Raw genomic sequence first — 15,306 nt, 5'->3', positions numbered from 1 at the left:
TGCATATATATGGCATTGATACCTAATCCTTAGGTAGTTGGCGTTTGCTATGGGGGGTTAGTGGAGGGGGTAATTTGGGCATTATATGTACAAGCATTTTTTAGTTAACTTTGTGACAACGACGGCAATGACACGGCAGGTTATTTGTTTTTGATCAGTATTATATATAGATGGAACGATTTTCTTCTAATGGGTGATTGTGATGATTGTAGGCCTTAGAATAGTCAAGGCCATATGTTAAGTATACGTCCCGTACCATATATATTTGCTACCAGCTGAATTTGATTATGATATTTTGTTATTGTACTAAAATATAACCTTTGACTGTAATATAAGCTCCGTGTTAGCAATACTTACAATTGCTGGTGGCGAAGTATTTCATTGCGGCGCCGTTCAAATTCGCGTGGTATCCCTATGCGCGTTTCATGGCATAAATATAGATGTACTCCCAAGGCAGCTAAAATACCTACGCCAGTAATAGCAAAAAGTATAATAAGTTCCTGTCTTCCGCCTTTTGGGCAGAGTGAGTAGGCTATTATTACTAGGGATAAAAATGCCAGGGTGCAGAGAAGGATGATTCGGTGGTATCCAAGTTGTCGTAGTGTTTTTTTATTTCTATCTTTCACATTGGCGGCTAACTCTATCTCTGTATATGTTACTCGTGTGTTATCTCTGTTTGCGGAAGTTAATAATAACTCAGATGAAGATGCAGGTCTTCTTTCCATTTCATCCAACTCTGTGCAATTAATACCTACGCATACATTACCTAATTCACTTTGTGGTGGTGATAACAAAGATGATACTGGTTCATCTGTTTTTTTCTCTTCGGTAGTATGTGCAGTTATTTGTTCTAGCTCAATATCGATATGGCAATTTTCTTTAAATGAACGTGTGCAATTTTTGTAGGAAGTTTTTACTGAGGTGTTTAATGGTATTGGCATAGAGTCAGTTTCTGTTTCTTCTTTACCTGTGTTGTCATCCGAGTTTGATTCTGATGTTTTGTTATCTCGGAAGTCATAATCTGATATCATGATTTGTGCTCCTGATACGTTTCCAATTCGATACATGTAGAGAAAGAATAGCTATGTTTATTTTTTACAGGAAAAATAATGTTTTATGCAGATAGTAAGCATTTAGATTGTTCGTGCAGTAGTAACTGTGTATATCAATCTGTAGATTCACATGAAGTTGTGGAAGAAAGTGAATACACAGAAGTTGTGGTTATGGAGAAGAAAATAAATTACCAAAATGCTTCTTCGTTTACCAAATCTTTTGCTAATAGTTTTGTATCATTTCCACTAATTGCACTTAGTATGTTAGGTGGTGTAGATGGATCTCAAGTAAGAAGTAACTCACTTTCATCTTATTTATGTTCTTTAGAATCGTCGCTGTGTAGCTTGATTAGAATCAAGGGCAATGATACTCAGTATGTCGAAAAAGTGGTTAATTCCGCTTTTAAATCATCTGTGGCATTATTGAAAAAGGATCCCGCCTTTAATTTTACTATTCCTATGCTTATTCCCTCTGAGATTGATCCGAATGATGCTGGAGGAGACAACTTTTTTACGCAATTATGGGATATGTCTAGATATATTAATGATGAATATATTAAGGTTTCTAGAGAAATGAGGAGATCAGGTGTCAGGCTGTGTAGTTTAAATAGAGGCGCTTGTGGTCTAGTGAGGGATGCCTGTGATTCAATTACTGAAAATTTCTGTGACGAAGATTTCAACATTAACCATTATATCCCCGATACGTGTTGCCCAAGTATAAAATCGTACTTAACTTATCCAAGTGCATCATCAATATCTAAAGTTGTAGAATCTGCAACTGTTGTCCCAAAAATGGTGCATTTAACTACTATAGCATCAGAAGTAGTAAAATCTACTACCCTTGAATCGGAGATTGTGAATTCAACAACCGTAACTACTGGTTCAGTCACACTGAATTCAACGACTATGGCTACTAGCGCATCCTCAACCCTTCGAGCATTGAACATGGCGTCAGAAGTAATGAAATCTACGACTATGGCATCTGAAATACTAAATTCTACTACCCTTGAATCGGAGATTGTGAATTCAACAACCGTAGCTACTGGTTCAGTCACACTGAATTCAACGACTATGGCTCCTGGAATTATAAACTCAACTACCGTAGATATGCCTACTCTTATCCCAGAGGGGATAACACCTTACGGCAGAGGCTTGTCAATACTTATTGCCATATTAGTTGCCTTTATAGTCCTTTCTATTGCTCTATCTGCTATTCTTGGATACAGGTCTTGTAAGGCACAACAACCTCAGCCTGTACCACAAGATGATACCGAAAATGAGGAAGATCTTGTATAGAAGTAACATAAAGTCTGCCGTCAATGATAGCAGACTTTATTTTTTTCTTTATTATGAGATTGTATTTGCTTATAGTTTAATTCAGTGCGTTGAGAAAATTATGATCCACAAAGAGAAATGTGATGCGTTATCCGCAGGTCTGGATCTGTTGTTTTCCATTAATAAATGAACATCGTTATTTCTGTGTTTTTCTTTTTTTAGAGGTTTATCATTTGTACTGCCCAATGTATTTCCAAGAAGTAAGCTTCCTTTATTATCACAGCCATGACCTACGTTAGATTGATTATCCCGAACATCATGATCATTATCAAACTCATGATCGGTTTCTTCTAATAAACAAATGCGGCTAGTGCTTAGTCCATAGGTTTTTAATTCAATCATTCCCAATCGGTTGCCATCATGATTGCGTTGTCTGCGTTGTAGAGGATTTCTCATAATAATCATTACAATCAAAGATAATATTGTGCAGACGATGATTAATACAGTTGCTCTTAAGACCGTTCTGTCTGTCGTAGTGGAGTTTACATGTTCAGATATACTAACATCACTACCGAATTGGGTATATGGGCAACCGATATATGAGGTATCAGAATTTCTGATGAGCTCTGAAGTATTAGCAAGCTGATTTCTTGAATGTTCGTTAAAATAGGTTATATTTTTAATCCTTTCACATGCGTTCAGTATGATTCTTTCTACACTTGAGTACCTAAATTCAATTTCCGTGATGTTGGTTGCGTTAGCGGAGTATAATGCTTCATCGTGAACAATTGTGCTAATGCTACCAAAATCACCATTTCCTAACATAATATCATCTAGACTTACTCCGGTTTCTTCAACTTCAGATCTTATGTTTACTCCGTGTGAAATAAGATCATCTTCTCCTAGTCTAAGCAATCCTTTCAGCAAGCAGAGCATATTACTATGCCTCATATACAGTTCCATCGCTTTAATGAAAATATATTCACCTGCTCTTGCAGCACTGCCTGTTACTGTGCTTAGCATAGAAATTATCAGTGAAACTATCAGTGATGTTCTCATGGTTCTCATGCATAATGTGTTCGTAGGCGTATAATCTGCAGCAGGACTATTTGTTCTCTCCGAAGATGATAATGGTGATGAAGTTTCTTCTGCTTCCGTTGACACATTTCCATTTTCTGTGCTGGACGCATCTTGTTCTTCCGATTCATTGTCGTTTTCGTCTATGCTTGAGATTTGCAAATTTCTGATGTTATTGAACACAATTATTTCCTCTAATAGCTCTGGTACAATACGATTCGGTACTGTTAGATTTTACTTGTCTTCGAATATTTACAATCTGTGATGCGGTTCTACATAATAGTTTCTCCTGAAAGTTTTTAGTACACGCTTGAGTATGATAGCTATTATATTAATAACTAAGAATAATAACTAATAACTTTTTTGTAAACTCATAATTGGCGTAATTTGATTCATATAAGAAATTTTATTTTGTAAGTAAAAAATACTTATTTATGATTGGTTTATTTTTAAGTGTTAAGTGATTTATTTGAGATACCGTATCAGCCATCCGGTTCCTACGAAAGCATCTTTATCAGTGCGACAAGTTAAATCATACACTGGAGTTACCTTTTCCCAAGCAATATTAAGTTGGTGGTTGGAAGGGCTGAGTCCAGTTCTTATTTTTTTTCCAAGCAAAAATACTACTTCATTTCTTATTTCTTTTGCTTGTCCGACGGTCCATTGATTGGTAAGGCTATATGTTTCGGTTTCATTTAGCCACACCCTAGGTTTTCCAACAAATTCTATATTAACTCCATCTTTGTTTGTGCTGCACGTTAAGCTGTGATATTCCTTTTTGCTCTCGGAGTCTATTCCTTCTGTAAGGGTTAAAGTTGTTGCTTTACCTCTGGGAATATGAAGTTTGGTTGTGGTTTTAGGTCTACCTGCCAGTGCGTCGTAATAGTTGATGTTGTGATCCTTTGGGTCAGGATCTTCCAGGTCGCATTCTGGCAAGTGTTTTTTCCATTGATCAAAAGGAGACTCACTTGATGATTCATTTTTCCGCTTTGATTCTTCTACAGGTGTTGGTTTTATCTCTAGACTCAACAGGTATCCATTGCTATATTCATCAGTTATTTTTACTTCTTCAATCTGTCCTGGGTACCATTCAGTAATTGCTATTTTAGATGTGCTACCCATTTGTCTAAATTTTACATTTGCGTTGGGATTAACGATAAATGCTGCTGTTGACTGGGGTTTTATGTCTACAGTATACCTTCGTGTTAAAGCGTCTTTGTCCCAAGAGTTGTGCATAACACCTGTAATGCCAATCTGGTTTACTGGTAGATCTAGTCCGGGAGGAATCATAAGCGAAGGTGAATCTGGGCCAACAGTTACGAAGGTTTCTTGCCGTCTGTCATAATCATAGTACCCTCTATCATAACTAACGGCAAGAATACCTCCGAAACCAGTAGAGTAGGTTATTATGGGGAGGTACTTAGCGATTGTAATTCTGGGATTAAAGCGAAAAAAGTTTTCTTCAGAGCTCACTGTGGCGCGTATATATTTGAATTTATTTAATACGTTATTCCTGTCAGGAGCTCCCGTGCCAAAAGTAAAAGCCTCGTAAGCTGGATGGTAAACTACCGGTTTTCCTTGTGGCAATATTAGTATTTTGGCTTCTGGCGAATTGTTTGGTCTCATTGATAGATATTTGGTTGCTTTCATTGTTTCTTCTACTTTCTTCAGGTTAAATCTAGGATAGATTTTTTTTATTGAAATGGGTCTTTTTCCTAACATTCTGTCAAATGAGAAACGTATTTTTGATGTTTGTTGAGGAGGAATTTCAGTATGAATTTTGTAATCCTTGTCACGTAGCATTCTCAATTGGAAGGAATCATTTGTTTTAGTTGCTTCTACCATATCTCTTGATATATTAACGAAGTCAATGGGAATGTGTGTTTTAAAAGAAACTACTCCCTCCTCTATTTTTATCCATCTGCTAAGTAATAGCTCAATGATGGCTTTAATTTCCATATCAGTTTTGCAAAATCCTGCTGTGGCCTTGTAAAAACCAACAGTAGCTTGTTGAAAATATTTTGTTAATGCATATTTGAGTGCATAATTAATAATTAAGACTAGATTATAAACATAGATTTATATGAAAATACTTTATATGAAACTACTTTGTGTGAAACTACTTATTTTGATATAGAGAGTGAACAAATGAATTTTGGTAACAAATATGCAAATAGCCTGGTTCCTTCAGAAGAAATATGCTCTGTAATCGAGCATGATCAAGAGGATGAAGATCAATCCGGTGATGAATCCTCAGTTACCGAAGGTTCTAGTCTTACTACCGTCTATCAACCCCATTCAGATAATTCACCTTGTAGAACAGGAAAAGCAAGGACACAAGAAGTTGGCTGCTGTGGTAGTACTGTATCCAGCATAATTAATGGTATTAGAAGATCAACCACTTCATTAATTAATAGATCAGCAGCAACAATAAGAAGTTTATTTATGCTTGCATGTTTTGCAAATTTTGTAGAATTAGCAATCGGTAACAATGAAACAACAGAAATAGAACTAGACTTAACTAAGGTATTTCTGTCAAATCTGTGCCTAATGGTTTATATATCAGATTTTCCTTATACTAGAGGTGCCTCAACGTCCAGATATGAATTGCGATCATATCTACAAAATATTTCAGAAACAGATTTAATTCACTGTGGAATGAAAAAAGTCGATGAATTAACTGATGTATTCAGCAGATACAATAAAACAAAAAAATTTGACATAGTAAGCAAAATGGTCAGCAAGTCTTCTGAGATGTTTAGTATCATAATACATGGAAACGCTAAATTAAACTCTTCAGATAAAGAAATTGCATTAGATGTTGTTCATAATAGATCATTAGTTATGTACGGCCCTAAAGATGATGTAAATATGGACATTTGCAACTCTACCATGGAATACGTATGTCCTCCAACGGACGTTAGTGATGAACTTCATGACTTGGGGTACATAAAACCAGTATCTTTGATAGTACTAGTAGTTTTTGTAATTCCCGCAGTAACTATCTCATGTTGCGCATTAAATAATTATAGAAAATCTAGAAAAATGAAAAAACCGACGTTTAATGTTGAAGTAATAAATAGCCAAGATTATGCCGCAAGAAACGAACCAGATATCCTTGATCCTAGTTCGTGCCTAATACCAGCATATTTTTTAGAAACTAAAGAATCAACCGTAACTGATATGATTAGCTGTGAACTACACAAAGAAAATCAGGAAACAGATCTGGTTAAATATTATTCAAGTGATCACGTGGAACCAGATTATACATGCACTAAAGAAAAATCAACCCAAGGAATATCTAAACTACAGCAACACAGTGCTTTTATAGTAAGACACACATTGGAAACAATTTCAGAGGAAGATGAATCCAATTCATACTTTGATGAATCCGATTCATACTTTGATGAAACCCCAGACCCGGAAACATCGTTTTGAAATCCATAAAATATGCTCTAACACTATGTACAATCGCACAATATAGATGTCATGCTATTTATACTAATTGGCATTAATAATTGATTATACGGCAATAAATAGTAAATTCATCCATCGCCTAATTCATGTAACTATTATCATATTATATTTTTATTAAATATTACTTAATTAAGTAATATTTAGATTTATGGAGACCTTCATGTTCAAATGCTTAACAGATAATATTTATTTCAAATATATGACAAATATTATATTAGAACTATTTAATATATCAAACAACATAAATATAACTACTATGATTTAGATAATGTATAATTTTGTGTTAGTAAGATGTGTAATTAGAGAATTGTCATATTTATTAAACACCAAAATATTTTATACGTAATAACAACGATATTTTCGTTAAATTAAATCGAGTGCATATAAATGACAAAACATATAAAAATTTATAACATATCGGAGTCGATATAGGAGAACCTAGTTATTGATATTTTAATAAGCATTAATAACAATACATATGTATTCTGTTATATAAACGATAGTTAACAGTAAATGATATTACAAAGCACAATCTATGAAAATAATCACAAAAATGCTGCAGCAGTAGCTCGATACAGAAACCACATGCCGCACCATATAAATTTACGTACACATCTTACTAGTATTTTATTTATAATAAGAATGCCCCACACATAACCACGTAGCTAAACAACCATGTTTCTGCGCCTGGAACGAGAATTCCTTACTGAATATGACGAAACAACGGAAACACCAAACACCAAACACAATACAACAAAACCTAACAATAACAAAACGACACCCATCGGATCCAGCTCTGCAGATTCAACAGGTGGATCCACCATATATTTTGTTATATTAGCACAATTTTGATGAGAATATTCGTAGCACGGATAATCATCTGTGTCGGTGTAGTTAATCATACTATGAATCATTAAACTGGTATTAAAAAAAACACCAATAAAATCAGTCAAATTTAATTTATCATGATTTTCTCCGGGAAATACCAATGGAAAACAATCACTGCTATCGCCTAATAATTCAATTAAATCTTCCTCTTTAGTATCATTAATCAATTTGCAAATGTGACGTTTAAGACCGTTCCACTCTTTAATAAAAATTTCTGATTCTGATTTACATTCCCCGGCAACATATCCTATAATTTTAAAAATCACTAACGGAACAATAAAATTTTTGGGAGAAAAAATAATACTTCGAGATAAAGACACGCTATTGGCAGACAACCAACCACTACTATCTACATCATCACACTGATCAAGTGAACCAGAAACAATCTTGCTGCCTGTACTTATCTTTTCAGTGTTAAACATCCAGAGGCCTCTTTACTCTTTAATATGAACTTCGCAGAGTCTAGTATTTAAATGCCCTACTACTCAATGAATTATTAGTTATATTAGTTCTTAACAGTTCCCATCACCCTATCTGTGTGATTAATAATGATGCTAGCTATAGACATAAAGCTCATTTCCTAAGATTATTTATTATTTTCCCCCCAGCCTATAACCTCTAACCTTACTGCCGATCATGGTGAACGTAGAGGTGTCGTAGTCTCAACCAATACGCTCTCCAATTGTACACTATCTATCAACTTCATGCCGCCATTTTTTGATCTCATTCAATACATATAATTATCAACTACGACCACTAAAAATAAATTTAACTTAGCCCAAAAATATCTACTACACTTGTTGATATAGTAAGTAACAGCTGTAAATTTTTTGTAAGTTTTGTAAGGTATATAGAAGAAAAGATATCAGATAATATCTTTAAATATTGCCTCGCATTTGGAGAAAAAAATCTTATTTCAGGAGGAATTAATGTTAGATCTGAGCTTGAGAAAATTGGAACTAATCCAGAAGAATTTATGTCAATAGAACACAGATTAGAAAGCTACCAAATAGTTAATCGCATTAATCGCAGCTGTGTAGATGAGGCTCGTACTTCAATTAATGTCGGAAGAATAGAGTATAAATATAATAGGATTAGAGAAGTAACACTGAGTATATGTGAAAAAATTAAGAATACTAGCCCATTTGATGCCGAATCCAGACATAGACTTGGTAATTTCTCAGAACTTGTTAGAACGAGAGATTACTCCTATCACACCTGCCCAAATATGATCAGCAGCAGTAATCGTGACATTTATTCCCATAGAAGCCTAAACTCAATGGAAACAGAAAGAACAGTTATAATCATAATAGTTTTGGGTTCTCTTTTAGCTTTATTATTATATTTTTTCATACCACTAGTAACCAGAAAATTAAAAACGTCCAGAAAGCGCTCTAGAGCAATAAATGATAATGATGTGTAATCAAGTAACAAATAAAACTACAAGCATCAACACATAGAGTAAGTATAATTTGCCACATGACAAAAAATAACTTTTTTGTATAACAGAAATGAATACGCGCACCCTTCTAATCAAATACTAGCAATTAAACTAAGTTTAAGTCGAATCTATTTTCCTTTTCAATTATTTTATCAATCTACTAAAAACAAGAGGGTACGATTATTAAATAATAGCATAACCGTATACTTGCTCTAATAACGAATCATAAATAATTCAATTTTATAAATATCTAAATGCAAAAAATTCCACTAGTATGAGATAATAATTTAAATAAACTACTTAAAAAACTAATCAATCATATAAAAATATTATCTATTTATAAAATAAAATTTACGTGTATATTTCTAATTATGTAGAGTAGCATCGGTGATGATGGTCGATCAGTTGTGCATTAATATTATTGATATTAAAACGTATAACAATACTTTCAGGAGATAATGTTGTGTCAAACGGCATTGTAGAGTTTAAATGTTATAACAAGCTAGAAACCAGCAACAGTGACGAATTCTAGGATGAATCAGAAGAAGATATTGGTAATATATCAGCAGTCGAGATGACTATAAACGCGATATCGTCAATCTCAAGAAGAACAAGTTCCGGCTTAAGCTACTACCCCTGCCATGCAAGATAATTCTACAAAAACACCATAAAAACATCCATCTTTTTATCTATACTAGTACAAGTTACTCCATATGTTTTAGAACCGATCGATACTATTACTATTGAACGGATTAAATTATTAGTAAAGACTGCAAACATACGATGCTTGCTAGAAAAAGCATTTAATTTTGGAGAAAATAATTTGATTTTAAACGGAGTTGACCTAAGATCCGAACTTAAACAGGTCAATATGACTCCAGAATATATTATGTCAATAACAAACGGCTGGGGTAAACACTACATCGATAATTACCATAACCGCACCAACATGGACAACAAAGGTTACCACGAAGAACAACTCTATTCACTGGATACGGAATGGTATATTAAAGTCGTCATCATTTTAATGTCTTTCTTTGCTTTGTTGTACTTTTTTGCAATGATATTTAGGAGAACAAAAGGATGTAGGGGAATGCGCCGCTTATTAGATTAATAAAGTTTAAAAAATAAGCCTGAGTTATTCTATATAACTAATATGTAACTTAATCTGCCCCAATATACTTTTAGTTTAGTGTGAGGTACAAAACACTACAATGTTAAAATACATTATATTGTAATTTACAATATGCGTTAATGTTGTTATAGGAACATATAGTACACAAAACGCTAAATTTTTATGTACGAATGTGTTTCCGAAACCGTACCGTAGATAAAGGGTGTATTTGTGTGAGTTGTTATTTGTAATATTTATCTAGTGCATAGGGTGCTATATTTACTTAATGTGGTTCATAACTTGTTGATAAATAATTTGTACTTATATAAGGTGATGGGTAGGTTTAAAACACAATTGTATCAATTAATCTAAGCTCCTAGGAGTGTGGTATGTACGTACCAGGAATGCGGCAGGTAGTATTCGAAAATAGACAAGAAGATTTTCAAGAATTGGAAACCACTGCTTTTAATAGGGTTGTGGTTAGTCGCAGTTACATGGATGGAGTTGGTCCATATGGAGAGTTGACCTCAGGTTTTAGAAATCTTCTTGAATCAGGGACTATGGTAAAGTTTGTTGTATCAGAAAGCAGAGGAATTTTTATTGGTAGCACAAGAGTTTCTCACGCTTATATTGCTAGTTTTCAAGGTGTTCTGACTGCTGGATATGTAAAATGTGTAGGTATTGATAAAGTTGAGCCTGCTGATGAGTTGGTTAATGAAGACAAAAGTTGCATTAATTGCACTAATTTTGGATGGATAAGGAGAATAAGAAGATCTAAGAATAATAATAAAAAAGACAGAGATTACGACTCACTGAGGAATAAAATTACTTTCAATCTGGAAATTAATAATCAAACAGGTCACTATAGGACAACGACTAGTTCCCTTGGAGAAGCAGTTTCGAGATTCAGGTCTATCGGATATAATGTTTCTGTAGTAACTGATTGGAAAACCGGGAAACCTGTAGATCTAAGTTAGTATTGCATGTGTGGTTCATTTGTATTCCAATGAACAATTTATATTCCTATACGTAATCTTTCATATACAAGCTGTACGATATTGTAATTTGTATATATTACATGCAATCTATATCGTTTTAGTTGCTGTTGAGTTGGCCCCTATGTACCAGGGGCGTATAGAAAAATTTGCTATGCCTATGGGTGTGGTTGTGTCTACAGATTGTTCTTGCAGTTTAAGTTATTGTGGTGGTTGTTACAGTTCATTGACGATCTGAATTATGTTAGTCCATACTGTAGGATTAGGAAGTGCTCTAACTAACAATATAGCAGTAGCAAGCTTTCTTATGGTGGCAGTAAATAGTAGGTCAACTGCTATTACTGTAAGTTTTAATTTATCGCTATTTTATTGCAGGCTAAAGTTTTTGTGTCTTTGATTTATTATCTGTTCGGTCATAGTTTCTTCTTCATGTGTTTTGTTATTTATGCCAAACTTTTTCTCGATAATTCTGTTGCTGTTACTATTTGTAATAGATAACAGCTTCCAAGGAGACGTTTTTCAGACATATATAAACCCTGAATCTTGTTTTCTGCCATCTAGCAGCATACATTAAATAATTAATATACAACTCAGCCCATTTTTACTCTATTCTCATTATTTGAAATTTCCAAATTTCCTTAGGTGATACGCATCATCCCAGAAGTAAAATGATAATATTTATTTCAAATATATGACAAATATTATATTAGAACTATTTAATATATCAAACAACATAAATATAACTACTATGATTTAGATAATGTATAATTTTGTGTTAGTAAGATGTGTAATTAGAGAATTGTCATATTTATTAAACACCAAAATATTTTATACGTAATAACAACGATATTTTCGTTAAATTAAATCGAGTTCATATAAATGACAAAACATATAAAAATTTATAACATACCGGAGTCGATATAGGAGAACCTAGTTATTGATATTTTAATAAGCATTAATAACAATACATATGTATTCTGTTATATAAACGATAGTTAACAGAAAATAATATTACAAAGCACAATCTATGAAAATAACCACAAAAAATGCTGCAGCAGTAGCTATATATAGAAACCACATACCGCACCATATAAATTCACGTACACATCTTACTAGTATTTTATTTATAATAAGAATGCCTCACACATAAACACGCAGCTAAACAACCATGTTTCTGCGATTGAAACGGGAATTCCTTACTGAATATGACGAAACAACGGAAATACCAAACACCAGACACAATACAATAAAACCGACAAACAACAAAACAAGACCAACCGGGCCCCGATCTGCAAATTCAACAGGTGGCTCCAACATATACTTGGTTATATTAGCACAACTTTGATGAGAATGATCGTAGCATGGGGAATCATCTGTGTCAGTATAGTTAATCACACTATAAATCATTAAACTGGTATTAAAAAAAACATCAATAAACCCAGTCAAATTTAAACCATCATGATCTCCTCCGGGAAATACCAATGGAAAATGACCACTACTATTATCTAGTAATCCAATTAAGTCTTCCTCTCTAGTATCATTAATCAGTCTACAAATGGATTTTTTAAGACCTTCCCACTCTTCAGCAAACATTGATGATTCTGATTTACATCCACCAGTAACATATCCTATCATTTCAAAAATCAGCAACGGAGCAATAAAATTTCTGAGATAAAAAAATATTCTTCGAGATGAAGACACGCTATTGGCAAACAAACCAACACCACTATCTACTGCATCACACTGATAAAGTGAACCAGAAACACTTCTGCTGCCTGTACTTAACTTTCCAGTGTTAAACATTCAGAGACCTCTTTAATATGAACTTCGCAGAGTCTAGTATTTAAATGACCTACTACTCAATGAATTATTAGTTATATGAGTTCTGAACAGTTCCTCCATCACCCTATCTGTGCGATGAATAACGCTGCCAGCTATAGACATAAAGTTCATTTTCTAAGATTATTTATTATTCTCCCTCCTAACCTATAACCTTACTGCCGATTATGGTTAACGTATAGGTGTCGTAGTCTCAACCAATCTGCCCTTAGATTGTACACTACCTATCAACTTCATGCCGCCATTTTTTGATCTCATTCAATACATATAATTATCAACTACGACCACTAAAAATAAATTTAACTTAGCCCCAAAATGTCTACTACATTTGTTGATATAGTAGGTAACAGCTGTAAATTTTTTGTAAGGTATATAGAAGAAAAGATATCAAATAAAAATATTTTTTGTGTAATTATATAAATTAATTGCCTGATGATATTAGGCATGAGAATAAACATGGTACCTAAGTTATGCCGTGAAAATTAAAATGGCCACTTCTAATCTAGCCTAAATTTTTACCGATAATATTTATTTCAAATATATGACAAATATTATATTAGAACTATTTAATATATCAAACAACATAAATATAACTACTATGATTTAGATAATGTATAATTTTGTGTTAGTAAGATGTGTAATTAGAGGATTGTCATATTTATTAAACAACAAAATATTTTACACGTAATAACAACGATATTTTAGTTAAATTAAAGTGAGTGTATATAAATGACAAAATATATAATATACCGGAGTCGATATAGAAGAACCTAGTTATTAATATTTTAATAATTTTTATAAACATGAACAATAATGCACATGGATTCTGTTATAGTAACTACAGTTACCAGAAAAAATGTCACAAAGCACAATTTATGAACATACTCACAGAAAATGTTGCAGCAGTAGCTCGATACAGGAACTGCATACTGCACCATATAGATTTACGTACAGCTTACTAGTATTTTATTTATAATAATAATGACCCACACATAAACACGCAGCTAAACAACCATGTTTCTGAGCCTGGAACGAGAATTCCTTACTGAATATGACGAAATAACGCAAACACCAAATAGTAAACACAACACAACAAAACCGACCAATAAGAAAACAAGATCAATCGGACCCCGGTCTGCAGATTCAACAGGTGGATCCAACATATACCTGGTTATATTAGCACAACTTTTATGAGAATAATCGTAGCATGGAGAATCACCTGTGTCAGTATCGTTAATCATACTATAGATCATCAAACTGGCATTAAAAAAAACATCAATAAAATCAGTAAAATTTAAATCACCATTACCTTCTACGGGAAATGACAATGGAAAATTATTACCAACACTATCGCCTAGTAATTCAATTAGATCTCCTTCTTGGGTGTCATTAATCAATCTGCAAATTGAGGATTTAAGAGTTTCCCATTCTTCAGTAAATGTTACTGATTCTGATTTACATCCCCCTGTAACATATCCTATCATTCCAAAAACCATAAACGGAGTAATAAAATTTTTGAGAGAAAAAAGGATTTTTCTAGATGAAGACACGCTATTGGCAAACAAACAAAAACTACCACTATCTACTGCATCATCTACTGCATCACACTGATCAAATGAACCAAAAACACTTTTGCTACTTGTACTTACCTTTTCAGTGTTAAACATCCAGAGACCTCTTTAATATGAACTTCGCAGAGTCTAGTATTTAAATGCCCTACTACTCAATGAATTATTGGCTATATGAGTTCTGAACAGTTCCTCCATCACCCTATCTGTGTGATGAATAATGATGCCAGCTATAGACATAAAGTTCATTTCCTAAGATTATTTATTATTCTCCCTCCTAACCTATAACCTTACTGCCGATTATGGTGAACGTATAGGTGTCGCAGTCTCAACCAATATGCCCTTAGATTGTACACTACCTATCAACTTCATGCCGCCATTTTTTGATCTCATTCAATACATATAATTATCAACTACGACCACTAAAAGTAAATTTAACTTAGCCCAAAAATATCTACTACACTTGTTGATATAGTAAGTAACAGCTGTAAATTTTTTGTAAGTTTTGTAAGGTATATAGAAGAAAAGATATCAGATAATATCTTTAAATATTGCCATAATATTTTGTGTTAAGTACTAT

11 protein-coding genes are annotated in these 15,306 nt (G+C 33.4%); 5 read left to right on the top strand and 6 right to left on the bottom strand.

The window, feature by feature from the left end:
• Positions 1-353 precede the first annotated feature (353 nt).
• Positions 354-1,067, bottom strand: coding sequence for a hypothetical protein (locus tag Arg41_RS07685; RefSeq protein ID WP_242641426.1), 714 nt, complete (start codon positions 1,065-1,067; stop codon positions 354-356).
• Between the two features lie 42 nt (positions 1,068-1,109).
• Here Arg41_RS07685 and Arg41_RS07680 point away from each other — a divergent pair, with 42 nt between their 5' ends.
• Positions 1,110-2,348 (top strand): hypothetical protein, encoded by a 1,239-nt coding sequence (locus tag Arg41_RS07680; protein WP_092490751.1) that lies wholly within the window; start codon positions 1,110-1,112, stop codon positions 2,346-2,348.
• 81 nt (positions 2,349-2,429) lie between these two features.
• On the opposite strand, the gene Arg41_RS07675 is transcribed toward Arg41_RS07680, so the two are convergent.
• Together Arg41_RS07675 and Arg41_RS07670 are read right to left on the bottom strand one after the other, a co-directional pair.
• A complete protein-coding gene (locus Arg41_RS07675; protein WP_092490750.1) occupies positions 2,430-3,587 on the bottom strand; it encodes a hypothetical protein in 1,158 nt (385 codons plus the stop codon).
• Between the two features lie 282 nt (positions 3,588-3,869).
• The gene (locus Arg41_RS07670; RefSeq protein ID WP_092490749.1) at positions 3,870-5,363 is read right to left on the bottom strand and encodes a hypothetical protein; all 1,494 of its coding nucleotides are present in this window, start codon (positions 5,361-5,363) and stop codon (positions 3,870-3,872) included.
• A gap of 189 nt (positions 5,364-5,552) precedes the next feature.
• Between Arg41_RS07670 and Arg41_RS07665 the strand changes: the two genes are divergently transcribed.
• Positions 5,553-6,842, top strand: a complete 1,290-nt coding sequence (locus Arg41_RS07665; protein WP_092490748.1) for a hypothetical protein — start codon at positions 5,553-5,555, stop codon at positions 6,840-6,842.
• Between the two features lie 704 nt (positions 6,843-7,546).
• On the opposite strand, the gene Arg41_RS07660 is transcribed toward Arg41_RS07665, so the two are convergent.
• The gene (locus Arg41_RS07660; RefSeq protein ID WP_092490747.1) at positions 7,547-8,191 is read right to left on the bottom strand and encodes a hypothetical protein; all 645 of its coding nucleotides are present in this window, start codon (positions 8,189-8,191) and stop codon (positions 7,547-7,549) included.
• Between the two features lie 554 nt (positions 8,192-8,745).
• Here Arg41_RS07660 and Arg41_RS07655 point away from each other — a divergent pair.
• From Arg41_RS07655 to Arg41_RS07645, 3 genes are all read left to right on the top strand, one after another.
• The gene (locus Arg41_RS07655; protein WP_092490746.1) at positions 8,746-9,192 is read left to right on the top strand and encodes a hypothetical protein; all 447 of its coding nucleotides are present in this window, start codon (positions 8,746-8,748) and stop codon (positions 9,190-9,192) included.
• 841 nt (positions 9,193-10,033) lie between these two features.
• A complete protein-coding gene (locus Arg41_RS08070) occupies positions 10,034-10,324 on the top strand; it encodes a hypothetical protein (RefSeq protein ID WP_157722341.1) in 291 nt (96 codons plus the stop codon).
• Between the two features lie 389 nt (positions 10,325-10,713).
• Positions 10,714-11,301, top strand: a complete 588-nt coding sequence (locus Arg41_RS07645) for a hypothetical protein (RefSeq protein WP_092343751.1) — start codon at positions 10,714-10,716, stop codon at positions 11,299-11,301.
• A 1,176-nt stretch (positions 11,302-12,477) separates the two neighbouring features.
• Here the strand turns inward: Arg41_RS07645 and Arg41_RS07640 are convergent.
• Positions 12,478-13,122 carry a hypothetical protein gene (locus Arg41_RS07640; RefSeq protein ID WP_092343775.1) on the bottom strand — a complete coding sequence of 215 codons (645 nt, stop codon included), beginning with the start codon at positions 13,120-13,122 and terminating at the stop codon, positions 12,478-12,480.
• A 1,040-nt stretch (positions 13,123-14,162) separates the two neighbouring features.
• Positions 14,163-14,825 (bottom strand): hypothetical protein, encoded by a 663-nt coding sequence (locus Arg41_RS07635; protein ID WP_092490744.1) that lies wholly within the window; start codon positions 14,823-14,825, stop codon positions 14,163-14,165.
• Between the last annotated feature and the right edge of the window lie 481 nt (positions 14,826-15,306).

The sequence above is a fragment of the Candidatus Ichthyocystis hellenicum genome (assembly GCF_001460935.1).
Taxonomy (GTDB): domain Bacteria; phylum Pseudomonadota; class Gammaproteobacteria; order Burkholderiales; family 2013Ark19i; genus Ichthyocystis; species Ichthyocystis hellenicum.
This window is presented reverse-complemented; position numbering and strand designations above follow the sequence as displayed.

Excerpts from the sequence above, each read along its gene's own strand:
- Arg41_RS07685 (WP_242641426.1), bottom strand. The coding sequence starts at position 1,067 with ATGTATCGAATTGGAAACGTATCAGGAGCACAAATCATGATATCAGAT.
- Arg41_RS07680 (WP_092490751.1), top strand. The coding sequence starts at position 1,110 with ATGTTTTATGCAGATAGTAAGCATTTAGATTGTTCGTGCAGTAGTAAC.
- Arg41_RS07670 (WP_092490749.1), bottom strand. The coding sequence starts at position 5,363 with ATGGAAATTAAAGCCATCATTGAGCTATTACTTAGCAGATGGATAAAA.
- Arg41_RS07665 (WP_092490748.1), top strand. The coding sequence starts at position 5,553 with ATGAATTTTGGTAACAAATATGCAAATAGCCTGGTTCCTTCAGAAGAA.
- Arg41_RS07660 (WP_092490747.1), bottom strand. The coding sequence starts at position 8,191 with ATGTTTAACACTGAAAAGATAAGTACAGGCAGCAAGATTGTTTCTGGT.
- Arg41_RS07655 (WP_092490746.1), top strand. The coding sequence starts at position 8,746 with ATGTCAATAGAACACAGATTAGAAAGCTACCAAATAGTTAATCGCATT.
- Arg41_RS07645 (WP_092343751.1), top strand. The coding sequence starts at position 10,714 with ATGTACGTACCAGGAATGCGGCAGGTAGTATTCGAAAATAGACAAGAA.
- Arg41_RS07640 (WP_092343775.1), bottom strand. The coding sequence starts at position 13,122 with ATGTTTAACACTGGAAAGTTAAGTACAGGCAGCAGAAGTGTTTCTGGT.
- Arg41_RS07635 (WP_092490744.1), bottom strand. The coding sequence starts at position 14,825 with ATGTTTAACACTGAAAAGGTAAGTACAAGTAGCAAAAGTGTTTTTGGT.